Consider the following 22,952-nt stretch of genomic DNA (forward strand, 5'->3'; position numbering starts at 1 on the left):
AAACTGATCGAAGCAGGGCTAAAGGAAAGTTTTCGAACATTATCGAGGATTAACTGTAGCCGCTGATGTTGCTTTGGGCTGTAGGGTGGGGATCGGCCGCGGCGATTTCGAAAGCGATGAGGCGTCGAGGCTCGTCGTTCGAGTGCGGCCGGATCCGCAGGGTAGGGGGGGGTCAGACCACTTCGAGACGGATCTTGTGTTGGTTGAGCAGTTGGCTCAGGGCCGGTACCGGTTGCTGGTCGGTGACCAGGCAGTCGATCAGGCTGATGGGGCCGAGGCGGATCATGGCGTTGCGCCCGAACTTGCTGGAGTCGGCGGCGAGGATCACTTGTCGGGCGTTGGCGATGATCGCCTGGGATACCCGCACTTCCTGATAGTCGAAGTCCAGCAGGCTGCCGTCCTCGTCGATGCCACTGATGCCCACCAGGGCGAAATCCACCTTGAACTGGTTGATGAAGTCGACACTGGCCTGGCCGACCACGCCGCCGTCACGGCGGACATTGCCACCAGTGAGCAGCACATCGAAATCATCCTTGGCGCTGAGCATTGAGGCCACGTGCAGGTTATTGGTGATGATCTTCAGATGGTTGTGGTTGAGCAGGGCGCGGGCGATGGATTCGGTGGTGGTACCGATGTTGATGAACAGCGAGGCGTGATCGGGGATCTGCGCGGCAACGGCTTCGCCGATGCGTTGCTTTTCGTCGCGCATCTGGTCGGCGCGCATGGCGTAGGCGGTGTTTTCTACGCTGGAATCATAGGCCGCGCCGCCGTGATAGCGGCGCAGCAAATTGGCTTCCGCCAGCTGATTGATATCGCGGCGGATGGTTTGCGGAGTAACAACGAACAGCTGGGCCAATTCCTCGATGCTGACGTAACCGCGTTCGCGGACCAGATCGAGGATTTGTTGCTGACGGGGAGGCAGATTCATGGGGCTTCCTTTGGGCTGCCGTGCAAAATTTGCCCATGATGCCGCAGGAATCCCCTCCCGACCAGTTACAAGCAGTTACCAATCCACGGCTTGGCTTATTTGACCTCGTCGTGGGGTTCCCAGTCGCGGGTGCGGCTTACCGCTTTCTTCCAGCCTGCGTACAAGCCTTCTTTTTCCGCTTCCGCCAGCTGTGGTTCGAACTCGCGCTCGATCACGGCCTTGCCCCGCAGTTCCTCCAGGCTGCCCCAGAAACCGCAGGCCAGGCCTGCCAGGTAGGCCGCGCCCAGGGCTGTGGTTTCGCGCATTTGCGGGCGTTCAACCTGAGTACCGAGAATGTCCGCCTGGAATTGCATGAGGAAGTTGTTGGCTACCGCGCCGCCGTCCACCCGCAGGGCTTTCAGGCGTTCGCCGGAATCCTGCTGCATGGCGTCGAGCACGTCGCGGGTCTGATAGGCAATGGATTCCAGGGCGGCACGGATGATGTGGTCCACGCGTACGCCGCGGGTCAGGCCAAACAGTGCGCCACGGGCATAGGGGTCCCAGTAGGGAGCGCCCAGGCCGGTGAAGGCTGGTACCAGGTACACACCGTTGCTGTCCTTGACCTTGCCGGCGAAGTATTCGGTGTCATGGGCGTCGTTGATGATTTTCAGTTCATCACGCAACCACTGCACAGTGGAGCCGCCGTTGAATACTGCGCCTTCCAGGGCATAGGCCACTTCGCCGCGGGGGCCGCAGGCGATGGTGGTGAGCATGCCGTGCTGGGATTTCACCGCCTTGTCGCCGGTGTTCATCAGCAGGAAGCAACCCGTGCCGTAGGTGTTCTTGGCTTGGCCCGGCTCGACGCACATCTGGCCAAACAGCGCGGCTTGTTGGTCGCCGGCAATACCGCCGATGGCGATGCCACTCTTGGTGCGGCCATAGATTTCCGACGAAGACTTCACTTCCGGGAGCATTTCCCGCGGGATGTCCAGCACCTCCAGCATCTTCGCGTCCCACTCCAGGGTGTGGATGTTGAAGAGCATGGTGCGCGAGGCGTTGGTGTAGTCGGTGACGTGGGTCTTGCCGCCGGTGAATTTCCAGATCAGCCAGCTGTCGATGGTGCCGAACAGCAGTTCGCCGCTACGGGCGCGCTCGCGGCTGCCTTCGACGTTGTCGAGGATCCACTTGAGCTTGGTGCCGGAGAAGTAGGGGTCGGTAACCAGGCCGGTGGTGTCGCGGATGTAGTCTTCCAGGCCGTCGCGCTTGAGCTGCTGGCAGATCTCGGTGCTGCGGCGGCACTGCCAGACAATGGCGTTGTAGATCGGGCGGCCGGTGGTCTTGTCCCAGACCACGGTGGTTTCACGCTGGTTGGTGATGCCGATAGCGGCCACTTGGTCGTGATGCAGGCCGGCCTGCGCCAGGGCTTCCACCATCACCGCACTCTGGGTGGCGAAGATTTCCATTGGGTCATGTTCGACCCAGCCGGCCTGTGGGTAATGCTGGGCGAATTCACGCTGGGCAGTGCAGACCACGTTGGCATCGCGGTCGAAAATGATCGCCCGGGAGCTGGTCGTACCCTGATCAAGGGCAATGATGTAGTTCTTATTCTGAATGTCGGTCATGTCGATTGCCTTGGACGAAATAAGGGGTTGGAAACAGGCGCGTGATCGATTTGGGCAGGATCACGCGCCGCGAGATTCAAGAAACTTTGACTTTGCCCTCTACGGCCGGTTCGGCCTCGGAGGCGGCGACAGCGCTGGGCAGATGCCGGGCAATCAGCCCGCGATAGGCCGCAGCACCGAGGCAGGCACCGAGGATCGGGGCAAAGATCGGTACCAGGAAATACGGAATGTCACGGCCACCGGTGAAGGAGATTTCACCCCAGCCAGTCACGAACGTCATCAGTTTAGGACCGAAGTCCCGTGCCGGGTTCATGGCGAAGCCGGTCAGCGGGCCCATTGCGCTGCCGATCACGGCAATCAGCAGGCCGATCAGCAGTGGCGCCATCGGGCCGCGAGGCATGCCGTTGTTGTCATCGGTCAGGGACATGATCACCCCCATGAGAATCGCGGTGATCACCACTTCCACCAGGAACGCCTGGGCAGTGGACAGCGCCGGGTTGGGGAAGGTGGAGAACACCGAAGCCAGTTCCAGGCTGGCCTGGGAGCCACGGATCATTTGGTGGGATTGTTCGAAATCGAAGAATAGATTGCTGTACAGCGTGTAAACCAACAGCGCCGCGCAGAAGGCGCCGGCAACCTGGGCCAGGATATAGAACGGCAGTTTGCGTTTTTCAAAGTCGGCGAACAGGCACAGAGCGATGCTCACGGCTGGATTCAGGTGCGCGCCGGAGACCCCGGCGGTCAGGTAGATCGCCATGCTCACGCCGATCCCCCAGATGATGCTGATTTCCCACAGACCGAAGCTGGCGCCCGCGACCTTGAGCGCGGCGACACAACCGGTGCCGAAGAAGATCAATAGTGCAGTACCCAGGAACTCGGCCATGCATTGGCCCGATAGCGACGGTTGTTGCAGAGCAGTTGTCATTGTGAACCTCGATTTTTGTTGTTGTCTGGCGCTGCTGCAAAAGGCATGGAGCGCGACTTCCAACGAAGACGGAATCCCCATTCCGGCCTCGTCTTGCTACTGGGTGCAACCTTGGATCTACCGCAGGATATTCAGAAACGAAAAAATATAGACAAGAAACACCGCTGTCAAAGGTCGAAAGTGAACGAGCGGTCATTTTATAGATATCAATCAAATGAATGATCCTGGGTCGCAGTCTCGGGAGTGACAGAAGTCGCAGTGCTGGCAGCTACGAGGGGCGGTTATCAAGGCTTGTAATAGAGCCTTTTGCTGATGAATGGCCTAAAATTCGCCCGCTCGGTTTTGCCTTTTTGTCCCCACTTGGAGCTGCCATGACCCCTGCACTGGACCTGCTGAAAAAAGTTCGCGCCGAACATCGCATCCACAGTTACGAACATGACCCCAAGGCTGCGTCCTACGGCCTGGAGGCGGCGGAGAAGCTCAATCTCGATCCGGCGCAAGTGTTCAAGACCCTGCTGGCCAGCAGTGAAAAGGGCGAATTGCTGGTGGCGGTGGTGCCGGTCGTCGGAAGTCTTGACCTGAAGGCCCTGGCCCAGGCAGCCGGGGTCAAGAAAGCCGAAATGGCCGACCCGGCCGCTGCCCAGCGTGCCACCGGTTATCTGCTGGGGGGCATCAGTCCGCTGGGGCAGAAGAAGCGACTGCGGACCTTTATCGACACCAGTGCCCAGCCTTTCGCCAGTATTTTCGTCAGTGCCGGTCGTCGTGGCCTGGAGGTGGAGCTGGCCGCGGCCGTGCTGGCCGAGCATACCCAGGCGAAGTTCGCCGACATCGGTCGCCCTTGAGCCCGGGCGTCGGCAGCGGCCCGGGCTGCTGCTGTATGCCGGAAAATCTTCCCTTCTGTGTCTGTCGGGTTCCTTGTTCCGAAGCTCATGCTGGCGGCCGACTATCCAAGGAGAACGGTTATGCCGCTTGAGTTCCAGCAGATCGATGCCTTCAGTGACCGCCCCTTCACCGGCAATCCGGCCATGGTTTACCGGCTTGATGCATGGCTTGACGATGCGCTGATGCAGCAGATCGCCGCCGAGCACAACCTGGCGGAAACCGCTTTTGTGGTGCGTGAGGCGCAAGGCTGGCGAATCCGCTGGTTTACTCCGACCACTGAAGTGCCACTGTGCGGGCACGCCACCCTGGCCAGTGCTTATGTGTTGTTCGAGGTCTACGGCGAGCCGACGCAGCGCATCGATTTTCAGAGCCGTTCCGGGCCCTTGAGCGTCACCTCTGAAGACGGGCTGCTATGGCTTGATTTTCCTTTGCGCAGCCCCCGCAGCCAGGCAGGGCTGGAGAAGGTGGCGCGGATTCTGGGCGCCCCAGTCGTCGAGTTGCAGGGCGCCAATGAGCTGTTGGCGGTGCTGGAGTCGGAGCAGGCGGTGCGTGATTGTCGGCCGGATATGGCGGCGCTGGCGAAGCTGCCCTGGCCCGGAGTGATTGTTACTGCGCGTGGAGACCGGCATGACTTTGTCTCGCGGTATTTTGCTCCGGCCATTGGCATCGACGAGGACCCGGTGACCGGTTCGACCCATTGCTGCCTGACGCCTTATTGGGCAGGGCAATTGGCTAAGCAGCAGTTGAGCGCTTATCAGTGTTCGGCGCGAGGTGGAGCGTTGTTCTGTCGGTTGGAGGGGGAGCGGGTGAAGATCGGTGGCCATGCGCGGCTGATTGCCAGTGGGCAGTTGTATCTGGAATGACGGCGGTGGGTTTTTTTGCCGGCAAGCCGGCTCCTACAGTGCGCTGTTGTAGGGGCTGGCTTGCCGGCGAAGGCGGCTCAATGTGCGCTGCTGTAGCGGCGCACTCCTGAATCGCTGTGCGGAATCTGCGCCGCGGTGCTGCCCGAAGCCTGAAACAGCACCAGATGTTCTGCGGCGACCCGAATGCCCACATCCGCTCCAACCTGATGATCGGCATGGCTGGGGAAGATCGATTCCAGCTGGCTGCCGGTCGGCAGTTGCAGGCGATACAGGGTCGAGGCGCCGAGGAAGGTCTTGCCGACGATCCGCGCTTTCAGGGCGCTGTCCGGTGCATAGACGATATCGTCGGGGCGCAGCAGTACGTCCACCGCCCCACCTGCCGGCCAGGTGTAGGCTCGGTTGCCCTGCAGCACACCCAGTTCGGTCTGCACCGATTCCGGGCTGCTCAACTGGCCACGAATGAAGTAGCCCTGGCCAATGAAGCTGGCGACAAAGGGCGTCTGCGGTTCGTGATAGAGGTTGTAGGGCGTATCCCACTGTTCCAGGCGACCTTCCTTGAACACCCCGACCTGATCACTCACGGCAAAGGCTTCTTCCTGGTCGTGGGTGACCAGGATCGCACTGGTACCCCGAGCCTTGAGGATGTCGCGCACTTCATGGCTGAGCTTGCGGCGCAGTTCACCGTCGAGATTGGAGAACGGCTCGTCCAGCAACAGCAATTGTGGTTCCGGCGCCAGGGCGCGGGCCAGGGCTACTCGCTGCTGTTGGCCGCCAGACAGTTCGTGGGGGAAGCGCTGGCCAAGGTTCTTCAGGTTGACCAGTTCCAGCAATTCAGCGACCACCCGGTCTTTCTGCGGGTGCTTGCGGATGCCGAAGGCAATGTTGTCCGCCACACACAGATGTGGGAACAGGGCGTAATCCTGGAACACCATGCCGATCCGACGTTTCTCCGGCGCCAGGGTGAAGCCGGCGCTGGAGATGGTTTCGCCGGCCAACTGGATCTCGCCCTCGTGTACGGGCTCGAATCCGGCGATGGCCCGCAGGGTGGTGGTCTTGCCGCAGCCGGATGAGCCCAGCAGGCAGCCGATGTCACCGGCATTGAGGTGCAGATTGAGGTTTTGCACCACCCGTTGGTCCTGATAGCCGCATGCCAGATTGCGCAGGTTCAGCAGTAATGGCTGGCTCATGCGTGGTGGTACGCCGGCTCGACGAGAAACTCGAGCAGGGCCTTTTGTGCATGGAGACGGTTTTCCGCCTGGTCCCAAGCTACCGAGCGTGGGTCGTCCAGCAGGTCGAGGCTGATTTCCTCGCCACGGTGGGCGGGCAGGCAATGCATGAACAATACGTCCGGCGCTGCCAGGTCGAGCAGGGCGCGGTTCACCTGGAATGGTGCGAACAGCTTGAGGCGCTTGGCGGTTTCCTCTTCCTGACCCATGGAGGTCCAGACGTCGGTGCTCACCAGGTGGGCGCCCGTCACCGCTTCGCGAGGATCGCGGACGATGGTCACGCGATCGCCGGCCAGGGCGACAAATTCCGGGTTCGGCTCGTAGCCCTCAGGGCAAGCGATGCGCAGTTGGAAATCGAACTGCATGGCCGCTTCTATATAGCTGTTGCACATGTTGTTGCCATCGCCGATCCAGGCCACGGTCTTGCCCTGGATCGAGCCGCGATGTTCGAGGAAGGTCTGCATGTCCGCCAGCAGCTGGCAAGGGTGCAGGTCATCGGACAGGCCGTTGATCACCGGTACCCGGGAATTGGCCGCAAATTCGGTCAGGGTGCTGTGGGCAAAGGTTCGGATCATCACCGCATCGAGCATGCGCGACATGACGATGGCGCAGTCGCCGATGGGCTCGCCGCGTCCCAGTTGGGTATCCCGTGGCGAAAGGAAGATGGCCTGGCCGCCCAGTTGGATCATGCCGGCTTCGAAAGACAGTCGGGTACGGGTCGACGACTTCTCGAAAATCATACCGAGCACACGATTTTTCAAGGGCTCGAAGAGTACGCCGCGGTTACGCAGGTCCTTCAGCTCGATGCCACGACGAATCACACTGACCAGCTCTTCGGGCGTGCAATCCATCAGGGAGAGAAAGTGCCTTGCGCTCATCATTAACTACCTTTTTGCAACGGACCGCAGATTCTCAAAGCCTTGTTTAATCGAACAACGGGCTGGACCTGCGGCGAAAGCCGCACGGGGCGACGAAATAGGGGAAGGCGCGATCTTATAATTAAATGTCGCGTCTTACCAATAGTGCTACGGCGATTACGGGCATGAGAGGTCAGGACGCGATTGCGCTGACGCTTTTGAGACCAGTTTCCAGACAGCAGCCGGGCATTTGTACACTGCCCCGACGCGCCTTGGCAATGCAGCGGGGCGCCGGCTGTACGCTTGCAGTCGTTTTCTGACCTGTGGGCCGAGATCGCTATCCTGGGCATTTTGAGGGGCGCCAACCTGAAACATTTCCTAATGCAAAGTGCTGAGGTTATAAAGGCGAATCTGCGGCAGGGATAGGTGTGCGATGGAGTCCAAGGAGCAACAACTGATGACGCTGTTGGGGCTCACGGCCCGGGCGCTCACTGACATGACTGCCTCAATGACTGCGTTTTCTTTCGAATTGCTGCGTAGCGAGGATCCAGTGACCCGTGCTGCCGCGCGCAAGATGGTCGATCGGATGATGACCCTCAGCACCGGGCTGGATGAGCATTGGCGATTGCTGGCTGAGCTGTCGGGAGTCTATGCCGAGCAGGGGCCCATAGATTCTACGGCGCAAGTCTCAATGGATGGCCCGCCGCGCTTGCCATCGAACTGACTGTACTGATCATGGCCGGGGCTGATGGCCCTGAATTCATGGGGCGAACGTCGCTGGCGTCGGCAGCGGTCAGCCGCCATAGTTTTTGCTTCCAGCGGCCCCTACGGGTCGCCTTCAAACAATAGAGACTGGCCATGACCAAGACTCTGCATCACCGTGCCTGCCACCTGTGCGAAGCGATCTGCGGCCTGACCCTGGAAATCACTGAGGAAGAGGGCCGTGGCCCGCGCATCACCTCGATCAAGGGGGATGCTCACGACAGCTTCAGCCGCGGCCATATCTGCCCCAAGGCCGTGGCCTTGCAGGATATTCAGAGTGACCCCGATCGCCTGCGTCAGCCGGTGCGGCGCGTGGGCAATGAATGGCAGCCGATCGAGTGGGACGAGGCCTTCGCCCTGGTAGCCGAAAGGTTGGCGAGCATTCAGCAGCGCCATGGCAATAATGCGGTGGCGACCTATCAGGGCAACCCCAGCGTTCACAACTACGGGCTGATGACCCACAGCAATTACTTCCTTGGCCAGCTCAAGACCCGTAACCGCTTCTCAGCGACGTCGGTCGACCAGTTGCCCCAGCACCTGACCAGCTACCTGATGTATGGCCACGGTCTGCTGCTGCCGATTCCGGACATCGATCACACCGACTTCATGCTGATCCTCGGCGGCAACCCCTTGGCGTCCAACGGCAGCATCATGACGGTGCCGGACGTGGAAAAGCGCTTGAAGGCAATCCAGGCTCGTGGTGGCAAGGTGGTGGTGGTCGATCCTCGGCGCAGTGAAACGGCGGCTATAGCCGATCAGCACCTGTTCGTTCGTCCTGGAGGCGATGTGGCCTTGCTGTTTGGCCTGCTGAACACGATTTTTGAGGAAGGGCCGATTCGCGGCAGTCATCTGCAGGTCGATGGATTGGCAGAGGTGCGCCAGGCGATTTCCCGCTTCACCGCGGAAACCATGAGCCCGCTGTGTGCGATTCCGGCACCGCAGATTCGGCAGTTGGCCCGGGAGTTCGCCTCGGCGGATCGAGCGGTCTGCTATGGGCGCATGGGGGTTTCGACCCAAGCCTTCGGTACGTTGTGCCATTGGTTGCTGCAACTGATCAACCTGGTCACCGGCAACCTTGACCGGGTGGGCGGGGCCCTGTGTACGGAGCCGGCGGTGGATCTGGTGGCGGCAACTTCGGGGGGGCATTTCAACGTCTGGCAGAGTCGGGTTTCCGGGCTTCCGGAGTATGGCGGCGAGCTGCCTGTGTCTGCCTTGGCCGAAGAGATGCTCACTGAGGGCGAGGGGCAGGTTCGGGCATTGATCACCGTGGCCGGCAACCCGGTGCTGTCCACGCCCAATGGCCGGCAGTTGGAGCAGGCCCTCGATGGGTTGGAGTTCATGCTCAGCATCGACTTGTACATCAATGAAACGACCCGATATGCCGACCTGATCCTGCCGTCCACCTCAGCTTTGGAGAACGATCACTACGACACCACCTTCAATCTGTTTGCGGTGCGCAATGTCAGTCGCTTCAACCGGGCGATCCTGCCCAAGCCTGCGGGCGCGCTGCACGACTGGGAGATCTTTGTCGGCCTGGCCAAGGCGTTTGCCGCGAAAACCGAACAGCCGCTGAAACCGACCATTTCCCCTGCGCAAATGATCGACATGGGGTTGCGAGCCGGTGCCTACGGCGACGCCTCGCCGCTCAAACTGTCGTTGGCAACGCTGGACCAGTATCCCCACGGTATTGATCTGGGGGCGCTGCAGCCGAATCTGGCGGCACGCTTGAAAACCGAGAATCGGAAGATCCAGGCGGCGCCAGCAGCGATCCTGGCGGATCTGGCGCGGTTTGCCGCCTTGAGCGTGCCGCCGCTGGATGAATTGCTGCTGATTGGTCGTCGCCATGTGCGCAGCAACAACTCGTGGATGCATAACTATCATCGCCTGGTGAAGGGCAAGCCCCGTCACCAATTGCTGATGCACCCGGACGACCTCGCCAGCCGCGGGCTGAATGACGGCCAACGAGTGCGAATCAGTTCTCGGGTCGGTGCGGTGGAGGTAGAGGTGCTGGCCAGCAGTGAAATGATGCCGGGGGTGGTGAGCTTGCCCCATGGCTGGGGGCATGGGCGCCCAGGGGTGCAGATGAACATTGCCATGGAGCAGCCGGGTTGCAGCGCCAATGACCTGACCGATGAGCGTCAGCTCGATGCGTTGTCTGGGAATGCAGCGTTGAACGGGGTGCCGGTCAAGGTGGAAGCCGCCTGAGATGTCTGTCGGAGAGGCCGAGCAGGGCGCTCAGGATTCCGTTACAATGCGCCACCGTGCCGACAACAGCGTCGGAAAGTTCAGCCGAGGTGTTCCATGGATATCATCGAAACTATTAAAGAGCAGATTGCCAACAACACCATTCTGCTTTACATGAAAGGCTCGCCGAATGCCCCACAGTGTGGCTTCTCCGCGAAAGCCGCTCAGGCCGTAATGGGCTGTGGTGAGAAGTTCGCTTATGTGGACATCCTGCAGAACCCGGAAATTCGCGCCAACCTGCCCAAGTACGCCAACTGGCCAACCTTCCCACAGCTGTGGGTGGCGGGTGAGCTGGTCGGTGGTAGCGACATCATGGCTGAGATGTTTGCCAACGGTGAATTGCAGACTCTGATCAAGGACGCAGCCGAAAAAGCCGCAGCCAAGACTGAAGCCTGACGCGAATATATCCGCGTAATAAAAAGCCCCGCCTCTCTTTCGAGGGCGGGGCTTTTTATTGTTTGAGTATTACGAGTTAAGTTACTCGTCACCCATTTGCGATTGCAGATAGTTCTCGATACCGACTTTATCGATCAGGCCCAATTGGGTTTCCAGCCAGTCGATATGTTCTTCTTCGGATTCAAGAATATCTTCCAGCAGTTCACGGCTGCCGAAGTCGCTCACCGATTCACAATGGGCGATGGCTGCCTTGAGGTCCGCATGACCGGTGCGCTCGATACGCAGGTCGCACTCGAGCATTTCCTTGGTGTGTTCGCCAATGTGCAGCTTGCCCAGGTCCTGAACGTTCGGCAGGCCTTCGAGGAAGAGGATGCGCTTGATCAGCTTGTCCGCATGCTTCATCTCATCGATGGACTCGTGGTACTCGTGCTTGCCCAGCTTGTTCAGGCCCCAATCTTCATACATGCGTGCATGCAGGAAGTACTGATTGATCGCGACCAGTTCATTGGCAAGGATTTTATTGAGATGCTGGATGACTGTAATGTCGCCTTTCATGATGGGGTCCTGCCCTTTAATTAGTGGAATAAGGGCAGAGTCTGAGCCGCGCAAACATTACTGTCAAACCTAAGTTATTGAATAATATATGAAAATTAATCGGAATAAGAATGTTTGTGTTCCGCGTTTTGACCCTAAGCGATTGAATTACAGGCATAAAAAAACCGGACGCTAGGTCCGGTTGTTTAAAACAGTGCGATTTATTCGAAAATTCAAGCGACATTAAATTCCACTGGATAGGGAATTGCCGCCTGGCTGCTCTGCAGTTCGGTCAGTGTCTCGCGGACCACTTGCTTGGCCAGGCATGCGCATTTACCGCACTGGCTGGCGACGCCGGTTGCCTGACGCACTTCGCGGTAGCTGCAGCAACCTTCATAGATGGCTTCGCGAATTTGTCCGTCGGTGACACCGGTGCAGAGGCAGACATACATAGGATGAGAACCGTCGCTGGTTAGGGCTCAATTGCGATGGATCTTAATGTTAACGAGAATGATTGTCAAAGTGGTTTCGGTCGCCTTTGTTGCAGTTTCCTACCTGGGTGACGAACGGTTTTGTTCACGATAGAGACAGATGATTCGCATTTTCCGCTTTGTGAGCCAGGGCGACGAAAAACCGTTAAGGACAGCTCAAAGACGCGGTGTATGATGGTCGGTCCTTGCGAAGCGGGGTCAGGTCACGGAGCTGTCGCATCCGCGTGGCAGACTCAAGGCCAATCCCCTTCTTCATTACTACGTCCACACCAGGAGATATCCAATGAGCGTACTCGTAGGCAAACAAGCCCCTGACTTCACCGTACCGGCCGTTCTCGGCAATGGCGAAATCGTCGACAGTTTCACCCTGTCCTCGGCCATCAAAGGCAAATACGGCCTGGTGTTCTTCTATCCACTGGACTTCACCTTCGTTTGCCCGTCCGAGCTGATCGCCCTGGACCACCGCATGGCTGACTTCAAGGCTCGTAACGTGGAAGTGATCGCTGTTTCGATCGATTCGCACTTCACTCACAACGCCTGGCGCAACACCCCGATCAATGCCGGCGGCATTGGTCAGGTTCAATACATCATGGCGGCTGACATGAAGCACGACATCGCCAAGGCCTACGACGTTGAGTCCGAAGGCGGCGTGGCTTTCCGTGGCGCGTTCCTGATCGACGATAAAGGCGTTGTTCGTTCGCAGATCGTCAACGACCTGCCACTGGGCCGTAACATGGAAGAGCTGATCCGTCTGGTCGATGCTCTGCAATTCCACGAAGAGCACGGCGAAGTCTGCCCTGCCAACTGGAAAAAAGGCGACAAAGGCATGACCGCTTCGCCAGAAGGCGTTGCCGCTTACCTGAGCGAGAACGCTGGCAAGCTGTAAGCCTGGCGTCACGCATAAAAAAACCGGCCTCAGGGCCGGTTTTTTTATGGGAGCAATTCACCCGACGAAGAATTAATCAGTCGTCGAAATCCTGCCAGCCGCCCATTTGTTTCCAGCGGTTGACGATGCCACAGAACAACTCGGCAGTCTTCTCTGTGTCGTAGCGAGCCGAGTGGGCCTCACGACCGTCGAAGTCGATGTCCGCGCTCTGGCAGGCCTTTGCCAGTACGGTCTGGCCGTACGCCAGGCCAGCCAGGGTGGCGGTGTCGAAGCTGGAGAACGGATGGAACGGATTGCGCTTCATATCCAGGCGAGCTACGGCGGCATTCAGGAAGCCCAGATCGAAGCTGCTGTTGTGGCCTACCAGAATGGCGCGTTTGCAGCCATTGGCCTTCAGTGCCTTGCGCACCCCACGGAAAATATCGGTCAGGGCAGTTTCTTCGCTGACGGCCATGCGCAGCGGGTGGTCGAGCTTGATCCCGGTGAACTCCAGGGCAGCGGCTTCGATGTTCGCGCCTTCAAAAGGCTCAACCCGGAAGAAATAGGTGTGTTCCGGGAACACGAAGCCTTTTTCATCCATGCCGATAGTGGTGGCGGCAATCTCTAGCAGGGCGTCGGTGGCCGAGTTGAAACCGCCGGTTTCAACGTCGACGACTACTGGCAGGTAACCACGAAAGCGCGCCGCCATCGGGTGCCGAGGGCCGCCGCCGTTACCTTCTTGTTCGTCGTCGAAATGGTCGTCACTCACGAGTGATCCTCCAGCAGGCGCCAGCGCAGTTTTTCACCGGCGCGCAGCGGAATGACAGTCAGCTCACCAAACGGCAGGCTGGCGGGGGCGGTCCATTCTTCACGAACCAGGGTGATGCGATCGGTGTTGGCCGGCAGGCCGTAGAAGCGCGGGCCGTTGAGGCTGGCAAAGGCTTCCAGTTTATCCAGGGCATTGCGCTGTTCGAACGCCTCGGCATACAGCTCAATCGCGGCATAGGCGCTGTAGCAACCGGCGCAACCGCAAGCGGCTTCCTTGGCGTGCTGGGCATGAGGCGCCGAGTCGGTGCCGAGGAAGAACTTCTCGCTGCCGCTGGTGGCCGCATCCAGCAGGGCTTCCTGGTGGGTGTTGCGCTTGAGAATCGGCAGGCAATAGAAGTGCGGGCGAATACCGCCCACCAGCATGTGGTTGCGGTTGTACAGCAGGTGGTGCGCGGTGATGGTTGCGCCAACGTTGGCCGAAGCCTCCTTGACGAACTGCACGGCTTCACCGGTGGTGATGTGTTCGAACACCACTTTCAGGCTGGGGAAGCGCTCGACCACGCGACGCATATGCTCGTCGATGAAGATTTTTTCCCGGTCGAAGACGTCGACGTCGCCACGGGTCACTTCACCGTGGATCAGCAGAGGCAGGCCAACTTCGGCCATCGCTTCGAGCACCGGGAAGATCTTGTCGATGCTGGTCACGCCCGAGTCCGAGTTGGTGGTCGCGCCGGCCGGGTACAGCTTGGCGGCGTGCACGAAACCGCAGGCCTTGGCTGCGCGGATTTCGTCCGGCTGGGTGCGGTCGGTCAGGTAGAGCACCATCAGCGGCTCGAAGCGGCTGCCGGCCGGGCGCGCAGCTAGAATACGCTGGCGATAGGCATCGGCTTCCGCGGCGTTGCGCACCGGAGGTACCAGGTTGGGCATGATGATGGCGCGGCCAAAGGTGCGCGCGACATCTGCGACTGTATTGGGCAACACGGCACCATCGCGAAGATGAATATGCCAGTCGTCGGGACGCAGCAGGGTCAGGCGGTCGGACATTGGAGGTTCCAGGCGGGTAAAACTCGGGGGAATGCTACCGGAAAAGACTCTTCCAGGCACTCGCTATCAAGTTTTGCGACGAGCAACCGATATCCCGAAGGTATGGCGTATTAACGCCTGTCGATTTTTCTGTTGTACACGTCAGTGGAGCCTCCCGTGCGCCAGCGTTATCTAGCCTTGCTCAGTGTGTTTGCCAGCCTGCCCGCGATGGCTCTCACTTTCCAGACCCGTCTGGAGAGCATTGAGTGGACGGTCGAAGGCGACAAATTCGAGTGCCGCTTGATCCAGCCCGTCACCGATTTCGGTTCCGGCGAATTCGTTCGCCGCGCCGGCGAGCAGGCGATCTTTCGCCTCAAGAGTTTCAACCCGATGCAGGCGGGTGGCTCGGCGACTCTGCTTGCAGCCGCTGCGCCCTGGCAGCCGGGGCGTGGCGACATCAACCTCGGAGCGGTCAAGGCCGGTACGGATGGGGTGCTGTACAACAGCAACCAGATGCAGGCCGGTCGCCTGATCATCGGCTTGCTGGAGGGACGCAGTCCGGTGGTCCGGCATTTTTCCCGCGAGGGCGGGGTTTCCGAGGTGCGCTTGCTACCGGTGAAATTCAGCAAGGCCTACAGCGACTATCAAAGCTGCATGACCAAACTGCTGCCGATGAACTACGAACAGGTGAAACAGGGCGAGATCGGTTTCCCGGGTGGCGGTATCGAACTCGATGCTCGCGCCAAGGCGAAGTTGCAGGTGATGGTGGACTTCATCAAGGCCGATCCGACGGTCAATCACGTCGAACTGGACGGCCACTCTGATAACAGCGGTAACCGCTTGACCAACCGCGACCTGTCCCGACGCCGCGCCCTGGCAGTGATGGAGTTCTTCAAGGCCAACGGTTTGGCGGAAAACCAGATTGTTGTGCGCTTCCATGGCGAGCGTTATCCCTTGGCTCCCAACACTAATGCAGCCAATCGAGCGAAGAACCGCCGGGTCAATGTGCATCTGGAGCGGGTTGCCCCCACCGAAAAACCGGCTCCGGCGCCTCAGGCCGCCTCTGGTTCGAGCGCAGCAGCGACTTCCTGATACGGCTGTCGTCGTCGCGCGCTCGACATAATCTGTCGCTTGGTCGTCATAAGCTGTCGCGCCTCTGTAAATTATCCTCGTGGATCGGTAGACTCGACGGCTTTCCGTACAACCCCGTGGAGTGATGGCATGGCGGACGTAAACAAGGTCGTTCTGGCGTATTCGGGCGGCCTGGACACTTCGGTGATCCTCAAGTGGCTGCAGGATACTTACAACTGTGAAGTAGTGACTTTCACTGCTGACCTGGGCCAAGGCGAAGAGGTCGAGCCGGCCCGCGCCAAGGCGCAAGCCATGGGCGTCAAAGAGATCTACATCGACGATCTGCGCGAAGAGTTCGTGCGTGATTTCGTTTTCCCGATGTTCCGCGCCAACACCGTCTACGAAGGCGAGTACCTGCTGGGTACTTCCATCGCTCGTCCGTTGATCGCCAAGCGTTTGATCGAAATCGCCAATGAGACTGGTGCCGATGCCATTTCCCATGGCGCCACCGGCAAGGGCAACGATCAGGTGCGTTTCGAGCTGGGCGCCTATGCTCTCAAGCCTGGGGTCAAAGTGATCGCCCCTTGGCGCGAGTGGGACCTGCTGTCCCGCGAGAAGCTGATGGACTACGCCGAGAAGCACGGTATTCCGATCGAGCGTCACGGCAAGAAGAAGTCGCCGTACTCGATGGACGCCAACCTGCTGCATATCTCCTATGAAGGCGGCGTTCTGGAAGACACCTGGACCGAGCACGAAGAAGACATGTGGCGCTGGACCGTCTCCCCGGAGAAGGCTCCTGACACCCCGCAATACCTGGAGCTGACCTACCGCAACGGCGACATCGTCGCCATCGACGGCGTGGAAATGACTCCGGCTACCGTGCTGGCGACCCTGAACCGCATCGGTGGTGAACACGGCATCGGTCGTCTGGACATCGTCGAGAACCGTTACGTGGGCATGAAGTCCCGTGGCTGCTACGAGACGCCTGGTGGCACCATCATGCTGCGCGCTCACCGCGCCATCGAGTCCATCACCCTGGACCGTGAAGTGGCCCACCTCAAAGACGAGCTGATGCCCAAGTACGCCAGCCTGATCTACACCGGCTACTGGTGGAGCCCGGAGCGTCTGATGCTGCAACAGATGATCGACGCCTCCCAAGCCCACGTGAACGGTGTAGTGCGCCTGAAGCTGTACAAGGGCAACGTGATCGTTACCGGTCGCAAGTCCGATGAGTCGCTGTTTGACGCCAACATCGCCACCTTCGAAGAAGACGGCGGTGCTTACAACCAGGCGGACGCAGCAGGCTTCATCAAGCTCAACGCCCTGCGCATGCGCATCGCTGCAAACAAGGGACGGACCCTGGTCTGATACCTTGAGTTGTTAAAAGAGCCCCGCGATAAGCGGGGCTTTTTTTTGCCCCTGATTAATAGTGCTTTCGGCCAGAAGCTGAACAGGCCAGTTGATTGAATGGGGCGGCTTTCTTGATTGCAGTTTGTTAATCACTACCGCTGAAAGTGATGCCTGATGATGTGGTTTTTAGTACGAAAAGTAGCTGGTCTAGCGATTAATCCTAAGCGCTTTTCCAGTTAAGTGACCTTTATCTAAATTATTTTGTAAGGCAAATCGGTATTGTTTGTAAGGATCGTCCTCGTAGGGTCGTAGCCCCAGGTAGCACGGTGTCAGAGTCAATTCTCTGGGGTATTGTGCGGGCTCTAAAAAACTCTCAGGACTTGGATGGACCTATGAAAAGAGTATTGATCGTGGATGATCATCCTGTTATCCGCTTGGCTGTGCGCATGTTGATGGAACGCCATGGTTTTGAAGTAGTAGCAGAAGCAGATAATGGCACGGACGCTTTGAAGTTGGCTCTTGAATATGTTCCCGATATTTTGATTCTGGATATTGGTATCCCACAACTTGATGGACTTGAAGTTATAACCCGCCTGATGTCCAGAGGTATGCCGATCAAGATACTAGTGTTGACTCTGCAAGTTCCTGGACCCTTTTCCATGCGTTGCATGCAGGCCGGTGCTGCCGGCTATGTGTGCAAGCAGCAGGACATTACCGAACTGATCAGTGCGGTGCGGGCGGTGCTGGCGGGTTACAGCTACTTTCCCAACGAGGCGTTGCACACCTTTCGTTCCAGTCAGGGCGTCAGCAGCGAGGAAGAAATGATCGAACTTCTTTCAGGGCGTGAGTTGATCGTATTGAAGCAGCTCACCAATGGCATGAGTAACAAGGAAATCGCTGAGGGCTTGTGCCTGAGCAACAAGACCGTCAGCACTTACAAGCGGCGGTTGTTGGCCAAGCTCAATGCTCGTTCATTGGTTGACCTGATCGAGTTTGCCCAGCGCCATCAGTTGGTATGAGTGTTGGTTACTGAAGCGACAACCTTGAGTGGAGCAACCGGCTAGTTCGGAACGGGCCGGTCATGCCGAGGGGCTGACCGGTCGAGTTTCGGAGCGAGAGAGGCACAAAAAAACCTCCATCTGGAGGCTCTTTTGTGACTAGAGGTCAAAGTCGTAATCGGCCAGTTGTTTCTGCAGGCGTCGTTCTTCCAGAAGATTGTCGATGGTTCTGCGTTTGCTCAGATTGGTTTTCGCCACCTCGACCACCGGTTCAGCATCGTCTGTCTCTGCCGCGATGAAGTCTTCTTCTACGTCCAGTTGTTCTTTGCCAGTGCTCATAAGGTCAACTCCAGGCTAAGACTGCCATTGGCGCTCCTTATATCGATATTCTCCTGGCGGGTAAAAAAGATTTTTTCAATCGACTCATCAGCAAAATCAATGCTTCCTCAATCGTCAGAAGTCTTTTGCTTGTATTCGCACAGGTCTTCGATTCGACAGCTCCCGCAACGTGGCTTGCGTGCCAGGCAGACGTAGCGACCGTGAAGGATCAGCCAGTGATGGGAGTCCAGCAGAAACTCCCTGGGCACAAACTTCATCAGTTTCTTTTCCACTTCCACCACATTCTTGCCCGGGGCCAGCCCGGTGCGGTTGCTGACCCGGAAGATGTGGGTGTCCACGGCCATGGTCAATTGCCGGAAGGCGGTGTTGAGGACTACGTTGGCGGTCTTGCGGCCGACGCCGGGCAAGGCTTCCAGCTCTTCCCGGGTTTGTGGCACTTCGCTGTTGTGGCGTTCCACCAGCAGGCGGCAGGTCTCGATGACGTTCTTGGCCTTGCTGTTGTACAGGCCGATGGTCTTGATGTATTCGGACAGTCCCTCGACCCCCAGGGCATGGATAGCCGCTGGTGTATTGGCCACGGGAAAGAGTTTGGCGGTCGCCTTGTTGACCCCGACGTCGGTCGATTGCGCCGAAAGAATGACCGCGATCAGCAACTCGAATGGCGAGGAGTAGGCCAGTTCGGTTTTCGGTTCGGGATTGTCTTCGTGAAGTCGGCGAAATATTTCCAGGCGTTTGGCGGCATTCATGGGTGGTTCATTTCCTCGAAGGCGGTCGATTGAAGGACGAAGAGGCGGTCCAGGCCTGCTTTGCCGCCAGCAGCAGGCCAAGCAGGATAAAACCCCCAGGGGCCAGAGTCAGCAGGCGCAATCCGCCTTGGGGCAGCAACACCCAGCCAGCGCCATCACCGGGCAGGCCGGCCAACCAGCCCAGATGGCTGCCCAGGGCGCCGGTGCCCAGCAATTCGCGCAGTGCGCCCACCAGCACCAGCGCGCCACAGAAACCGGCAGCCAGGCGCAGCCGGTCGCGGTGCTGGAAGAAGCCCGCCTGCTCCAATATCACGCATTGCAGGGGCAGCAGGCCCAGGTACAGGCTCAACTGCTGGTGCAGCTCATAACTCCAGGCTTGCACCGCCAGCCATAGCCAACTGCCGAGAGTGGCGGCGAGCAACAGGCTGGCCAGCCACTGCTGACGGCTTTGCAAGTGTGGCCGCAGCAGGCCCATACCGGCCCCAAAGGCCCCGATCAGCAGAGTGGATGCCAGCGCCAGGCCCAGCGCTTTGACCCAGGCATCCGTGGCCCCGATCAACGGCGTCAGCATCAGCAGGCCCGGCAATGACAGTGGCTTACTCATGAGCGGCTCCTGGAAGCAGTTGCTGGCGATGCTCATCGAAGTAGCGCAGGGCATCGTGCAGGGCGCTGATCGCCGCACGGGAGGTGATGGTGGCGCCCGCGATCTGATCGAACTGGCCATTGTCCTTTTTCAGGGCCCAGGCAGCATCGTCCGGGGACGTGCGGGATTTGCCGGAAAACCCCTGCAGCCAGGCGTTGGGCTGCTCGGCGATGCGGCCTCCCAGGCCTGGGGTCTCATCCTGCCTGAGCGTCTTGCTCCCCAGCAGGCGGCCATGGCTGTCGATGGCGATCAGCAGCTCGATGGGGCCGGCGTAACCGTTCACTCGACTGCGCAACAGCACAGCGCTGGGCAGACCCTCGCGGGTGGCCAGGTAACCATTCAGCAAGCGGCTGTTGTCCAGTTGCACATCACTCAAGGGCAGTGGCCGGTCCAGTGGCTGGTTGTCGTAGCTTGTCGTGGGCAGCAGGTCGAGTAACTTGCGGGCCTGCAATGCCCGTTGCTCGGCGGCGATGCGCGGTGCGCCAGCGTATTGCAGCCACAGGGTGGCGCCCACGCCGAGAACGCCGAGCAGTACCAGCAGGAGCAGACCGCGAGTTCTCGTCATGCTCAAGTCTTCTCCTGTTCCGAGGAGCACAGGCGCTCCAGCCCCGGCACCGCCAGATTCATCAGTAGTACGGCGAAGGCAACGCCGTCGGGGTAGCCGCCCCAGGTGCGGATCAGGTAGGTCAGCAGACCGACGCCGGCGCCGAACAGCAGCCTGGCTTTCGCTGCCTTGGGGCCGGACACCGGTTCAGTGACGATAAAGAATGCGCCCAGCATGCTGGCGCCGCTGAGCAGGTGAAACAGCGGCGAACCATGGGAGTCGGAGCCCGAGCCGTTCCAGCACAGCAGGCTGATGACAAAGAGGCTGCCCAGCATGCCCACGGGCGCCTGCCAACTGATGACCCGCTGCTGCAGCAGAAACAGTCCTCCGGCGAGAAATCCCAGGCTGATCCATTCGGCACCACGGCCGCCGAAGTGACCGAAGGCGGGGTTGCTGGCAAAGAGTTCGTCGAGGGTCAGGCTTTTGTTGATCCGCAGGCTGTCCAGCGCGGTAGCTTGGACCCAGGCATCCGGATGCAGGCCGTCCGCGACACCGAATACCTGTTGCAGGCCACCGAGCAGGTCCATGGCGTGGTGCGCCGGCCAATGGGTCATCGACTGGGGAAAACACAGCAAGGCCAGGGCGTAGCCGAGCATGGCCGGATTGAACGGATTTTGGCCGACACCACCGTAAACCTGCTTGCCCAGGAGAATGGCCGCGGCAGCTGCGCTCAGCGGCAGCCACCAAGGGCAATAAGGTGGCAAGGCCAGGGCCAGCAGCGTGGCGCTGACCAAGGCGCTGCCGTCACCGAGGTTGGGCGGCAGCGGGCGTCGTCTGACGTACAGGACCAGGGCTTCCGCGACCAGGGCGCCGCTGACGGTCAGCAGCAGATTGAGCAGCACGCCCCATCCGTACAGCCACAGCAGCACCAACAGTCCCGGCAACGTGGCCAGCAGCACTCGCTGCATGGCCTGGCGCAGGCGCTGGTCGACGCCGTCAGCAATCAGCATGGGCCTTCACCTGGCGCTCGGCCTCGTGCAAGCGTGCCTGAGCCTGGGCCAGCTGTTCTGCGCGGGTGTCGGGCTGGCGCTGTAGTTTGTTCAGGTCGGCGCGGGCGTAGGCCAGCTCGGTTTTCAGTTGCCGCAGTTGTGGATCGATCGGGCGTTTTTCGATACGAGTCAGTGTCGGCGCCGGTTTCGCACAGGCGTCCTCGGCGGCATGCAGGGCCTGTTCGGCCGCCGCCAGGGCTGCGTTCAGGGTTTCCAGTTCAGCACTGGACGCTTCAGCCGCCTGAGCTTTCTTCAGTTCGGCGCGGCGCGTCGCCAACTGGATCTTCGCTCGCTTGAGCTCAGCATCCTTGGCCACCGGCGTCGGAGCAGGTGGCGCTTGGAACTCCAGCTGGGCCAAGGCCTGCTCGGCGGTTTCGAACTGACGCTGCAGGACGATCAATTGCATTTGCTGCTCAAAGGTCGGTGGATGGCCGAAAGCCTTGAGGGACTTGTGCAGCTGGGCCCGGCTCATGGCTAGCTCGATCTTGGCTTTTTTCAGCGCTGCATCGGCCGCAGCGGCCTTCTGTGCACGGACCCGCTCGATGGCGGCCTGCACCGGGTTCTGGTTGTCGTCAGTGGTTTGCGCGGCTCGTTGTGCGCGGGCCTGGCGTTCGGCCAGGCGCCGGGCCTCTTCCCGTTGCAAGCGTTCGTTGCGTTGTTCGAAGCGTCTTCGCGCCTGTTCGCGCTTGCTGCTGCGGGCTTGCAGCTGCTCGGGGCTGGTGGCCAGGCCGCCGACGATCGGCACCACCTTGGCCTCAGGCAGCGGCAGCATATCAATGCAGTCCACCGGACAGGGCGCTACGCACAGGTCGCAGCCGGTGCATTCGTCCACAAGCACGGTGTGCATCAATTTGGCCGCGCCGACGATGGCGTCCACGGGACAGGCCTGGATGCATTTGGTGCAGCCGATGCATTCGGCTTCGCGAATATAGGCGATCTGGGCCGGAGCCTCGCCGCGGCTGCGATCGAGCTCCAGCACCGGTAGCTGCAGCAGTTGCGCCAGGCCGGCAATGGTTTCCTCACCGCCGGGTGGGCACTTGTTGATGGCCTCGCCGTTGGCGATGCCCTGGGCGTAGGGTTTGCATCCGGGATGGCCGCATTTGCCGCACTGGGTCTGGGGCAGGAGGGCGTCGATGCGTTGAATCAGACTCATGTTTTGATCAGTCCGTTGAAGCCGAAAAACGCCACTGCCAGCAGGCCGGCGCTGATCAGGTCGATCGGCAGGCCGCGCCAGGGCAGGGGAATATCGTTGTTGGAGATACGCTGGCGCAGATCGTTGAACAGGCTCAGTACCAGCCAGAAGCCCAGTCCGGCTCCCAGGCTCATGGCGCTGAGCGTCGCGAGCCCGAGGTTTTCCCCTGTGGCGATCAGCAGCAGGCCGAGCGCGCCGGCATTGCCCAGCAGCAACGGCCAAAGGCCGTCGAACGAAACTCTGGGCAAGGCCCGGGACAGCAGCTGCAACACTGGCTTGATCAGCAGCACGCTCAGAGGCAGCCAGAGAAACAACTGCAAGGACTCCAGTCCCAAAGGCAGCAGCGCGCCACGATAAAGGACGTGGCCGAGCACGCAGCTGATCAGCATCAAGACCGTGGTTGCCAGGCCCAGCGCGTGGATCCGCTGCCGGGTGCTATCGGCTGGGGCGTGCAGCAGCGGATCGACGCCCAGCGGCCACTGCAACACGAAGTTGTTGATCAGGGCGGTGCTGACAAGGGCGAACAGGAAGTGGGTCATGGTTGGGCCGGTACGGGCAGGCTGTCCCTCAAGAGTAGGCAAACTCCGGCGCGGGCGCAGGGCCCGCCAGATATGCAAATCCCCCCGTTGCGCGGGGCGCAAGGGGGGGACGGGGT

General features: G+C 60.0%; 25 protein-coding genes. 9 read left to right on the forward strand and 16 right to left on the reverse strand.

Going from position 1 to position 22,952, the window contains the following annotated elements; translation table 11 throughout:
* Positions 1–172: 172 nt before the first annotated feature.
* The 3 genes from FW796_RS06830 to FW796_RS06840 form a co-directional block, all read right to left on the reverse strand.
* Positions 173–928 carry a DeoR/GlpR family transcriptional regulator gene (locus FW796_RS06830; RefSeq protein ID WP_346632519.1) on the reverse strand — a complete coding sequence of 252 codons (756 nt, stop codon included), beginning with the start codon at positions 926–928 and terminating at the stop codon, positions 173–175.
* Between the two features lie 95 nt (positions 929–1,023).
* Positions 1,024–2,529 carry a glycerol kinase GlpK gene (gene glpK, locus FW796_RS06835; RefSeq protein ID WP_346632518.1) on the reverse strand — a complete coding sequence of 502 codons (1,506 nt, stop codon included), beginning with the start codon at positions 2,527–2,529 and terminating at the stop codon, positions 1,024–1,026.
* A 76-nt stretch (positions 2,530–2,605) separates the two neighbouring features.
* Entirely contained in the window at positions 2,606–3,454 is an 849-nt protein-coding gene (locus FW796_RS06840; protein ID WP_446439173.1) for an MIP/aquaporin family protein, read from the reverse strand.
* Between the two features lie 371 nt (positions 3,455–3,825).
* On the opposite strand from FW796_RS06840, the gene ybaK reads away from it, so the two are divergent.
* Complete coding sequence (gene ybaK / locus FW796_RS06845; protein WP_346632516.1) at positions 3,826–4,296, forward strand: Cys-tRNA(Pro) deacylase; 471 nt, start codon at positions 3,826–3,828, stop codon at positions 4,294–4,296.
* Between the two features lie 120 nt (positions 4,297–4,416).
* Positions 4,417–5,199 carry a PhzF family phenazine biosynthesis protein gene (locus FW796_RS06850; protein WP_446439174.1) on the forward strand — a complete coding sequence of 261 codons (783 nt, stop codon included), beginning with the start codon at positions 4,417–4,419 and terminating at the stop codon, positions 5,197–5,199.
* 77 nt (positions 5,200–5,276) lie between these two features.
* Here FW796_RS06850 and FW796_RS06855 read toward each other — a convergent pair whose 3' ends face one another.
* Both FW796_RS06855 and argF read right to left on the reverse strand, forming a co-directional pair.
* Positions 5,277–6,386 (reverse strand): ABC transporter ATP-binding protein, encoded by a 1,110-nt coding sequence (locus FW796_RS06855; RefSeq protein ID WP_123726047.1) that lies wholly within the window; start codon positions 6,384–6,386, stop codon positions 5,277–5,279.
* Positions 6,383–7,303 carry an ornithine carbamoyltransferase gene (gene argF / locus FW796_RS06860; RefSeq protein WP_123394062.1) on the reverse strand — a complete coding sequence of 307 codons (921 nt, stop codon included), beginning with the start codon at positions 7,301–7,303 and terminating at the stop codon, positions 6,383–6,385. Before argF ends, FW796_RS06855 begins: the two co-directional genes overlap by 4 nt.
* Positions 7,304–7,715: 412 nt before the next feature.
* Between argF and FW796_RS06865 the strand changes: the two genes are divergently transcribed.
* From FW796_RS06865 to grxD, 3 genes are all read left to right on the forward strand, one after another.
* A complete protein-coding gene (locus FW796_RS06865; RefSeq protein ID WP_404937563.1) occupies positions 7,716–8,006 on the forward strand; it encodes a hypothetical protein in 291 nt (96 codons plus the stop codon).
* Between the two features lie 134 nt (positions 8,007–8,140).
* Positions 8,141–10,249: a molybdopterin oxidoreductase family protein gene (locus tag FW796_RS06870; RefSeq protein WP_404937562.1), complete on the forward strand. Its 2,109-nt coding sequence runs from the start codon at positions 8,141–8,143 to the stop codon at positions 10,247–10,249.
* A gap of 96 nt (positions 10,250–10,345) precedes the next feature.
* A complete protein-coding gene (gene grxD / locus FW796_RS06875; RefSeq protein WP_075121425.1) occupies positions 10,346–10,684 on the forward strand; it encodes a Grx4 family monothiol glutaredoxin in 339 nt (112 codons plus the stop codon).
* Between the two features lie 81 nt (positions 10,685–10,765).
* Here the strand turns inward: grxD and bfr are convergent, their stop codons facing one another.
* On the reverse strand, positions 10,766–11,239 hold the full coding sequence (bfr, locus tag FW796_RS06880) for a bacterioferritin (RefSeq protein ID WP_025129649.1): 474 nt from the start codon (positions 11,237–11,239) through the stop codon (positions 10,766–10,768).
* 212 nt (positions 11,240–11,451) lie between these two features.
* On the reverse strand, positions 11,452–11,670 hold the full coding sequence (locus FW796_RS06885) for a bacterioferritin-associated ferredoxin (RefSeq protein ID WP_011063112.1): 219 nt from the start codon (positions 11,668–11,670) through the stop codon (positions 11,452–11,454).
* Positions 11,671–11,992: 322 nt separating this feature from the next.
* Between FW796_RS06885 and FW796_RS06890 the strand changes: the two genes are divergently transcribed.
* Positions 11,993–12,595, forward strand: a complete 603-nt coding sequence (locus tag FW796_RS06890) for a peroxiredoxin (RefSeq protein ID WP_007922432.1) — start codon at positions 11,993–11,995, stop codon at positions 12,593–12,595.
* A 76-nt stretch (positions 12,596–12,671) separates the two neighbouring features.
* Here FW796_RS06890 and rnt read toward each other — a convergent pair whose 3' ends face one another.
* Together rnt and pyrC are read right to left on the reverse strand one after the other, a co-directional pair.
* Positions 12,672–13,343: a ribonuclease T gene (rnt, locus tag FW796_RS06895; RefSeq protein WP_102860482.1), complete on the reverse strand. Its 672-nt coding sequence runs from the start codon at positions 13,341–13,343 to the stop codon at positions 12,672–12,674.
* The gene (pyrC, locus tag FW796_RS06900) at positions 13,340–14,386 is read right to left on the reverse strand and encodes a dihydroorotase (protein WP_346632512.1); all 1,047 of its coding nucleotides are present in this window, start codon (positions 14,384–14,386) and stop codon (positions 13,340–13,342) included. Before pyrC ends, rnt begins: the two co-directional genes overlap by 4 nt.
* A gap of 156 nt (positions 14,387–14,542) precedes the next feature.
* On the opposite strand from pyrC, the gene FW796_RS06905 reads away from it, so the two are divergent.
* The 3 genes from FW796_RS06905 to FW796_RS06915 all read left to right on the forward strand — a co-directional run bounded on the left by FW796_RS06905 (position 14,543) and on the right by FW796_RS06915 (position 17,805).
* Complete coding sequence (locus FW796_RS06905) at positions 14,543–15,457, forward strand: flagellar protein MotY (protein WP_346632511.1); 915 nt, start codon at positions 14,543–14,545, stop codon at positions 15,455–15,457.
* A 129-nt stretch (positions 15,458–15,586) separates the two neighbouring features.
* Positions 15,587–16,804, forward strand: coding sequence for an argininosuccinate synthase (locus FW796_RS06910; protein ID WP_102880745.1), 1,218 nt, complete (start codon positions 15,587–15,589; stop codon positions 16,802–16,804).
* Between the two features lie 374 nt (positions 16,805–17,178).
* On the forward strand, positions 17,179–17,805 hold the full coding sequence (locus FW796_RS06915; RefSeq protein WP_346632510.1) for a response regulator transcription factor: 627 nt from the start codon (positions 17,179–17,181) through the stop codon (positions 17,803–17,805).
* 138 nt (positions 17,806–17,943) lie between these two features.
* Here FW796_RS06915 and FW796_RS06920 read toward each other — a convergent pair whose 3' ends face one another.
* From FW796_RS06920 to FW796_RS06950, 7 genes are all read right to left on the reverse strand, one after another.
* A complete protein-coding gene (locus FW796_RS06920) occupies positions 17,944–18,123 on the reverse strand; it encodes a PA3496 family putative envelope integrity protein (protein ID WP_346632509.1) in 180 nt (59 codons plus the stop codon).
* 107 nt (positions 18,124–18,230) lie between these two features.
* Positions 18,231–18,869 carry an endonuclease III gene (gene nth, locus FW796_RS06925; protein WP_346632508.1) on the reverse strand — a complete coding sequence of 213 codons (639 nt, stop codon included), beginning with the start codon at positions 18,867–18,869 and terminating at the stop codon, positions 18,231–18,233.
* Positions 18,870–18,876: 7 nt separating this feature from the next.
* On the reverse strand, positions 18,877–19,473 hold the full coding sequence (locus tag FW796_RS06930; RefSeq protein WP_346632507.1) for an Rnf-Nqr domain containing protein: 597 nt from the start codon (positions 19,471–19,473) through the stop codon (positions 18,877–18,879).
* Complete coding sequence (locus FW796_RS06935) at positions 19,466–20,077, reverse strand: RnfABCDGE type electron transport complex subunit G (protein ID WP_446439175.1); 612 nt, start codon at positions 20,075–20,077, stop codon at positions 19,466–19,468. Before FW796_RS06935 ends, FW796_RS06930 begins: the two co-directional genes overlap by 8 nt.
* A 2-nt stretch (positions 20,078–20,079) precedes the next feature.
* Positions 20,080–21,066 carry an RnfABCDGE type electron transport complex subunit D gene (locus tag FW796_RS06940; protein WP_346632505.1) on the reverse strand — a complete coding sequence of 329 codons (987 nt, stop codon included), beginning with the start codon at positions 21,064–21,066 and terminating at the stop codon, positions 20,080–20,082.
* Positions 21,053–22,258: an electron transport complex subunit RsxB gene (rsxB, locus tag FW796_RS06945; RefSeq protein ID WP_404937560.1), complete on the reverse strand. Its 1,206-nt coding sequence runs from the start codon at positions 22,256–22,258 to the stop codon at positions 21,053–21,055. Before rsxB ends, FW796_RS06940 begins: the two co-directional genes overlap by 14 nt.
* On the reverse strand, positions 22,255–22,836 hold the full coding sequence (locus FW796_RS06950; protein ID WP_404937559.1) for an Rnf-Nqr domain containing protein: 582 nt from the start codon (positions 22,834–22,836) through the stop codon (positions 22,255–22,257). The genes rsxB and FW796_RS06950 overlap by 4 nt, the downstream gene beginning before the upstream one ends.
* Positions 22,837–22,952 lie beyond the last annotated feature (116 nt).

The sequence above is a fragment of the Pseudomonas sp. 910_21 genome (assembly GCF_052850735.1).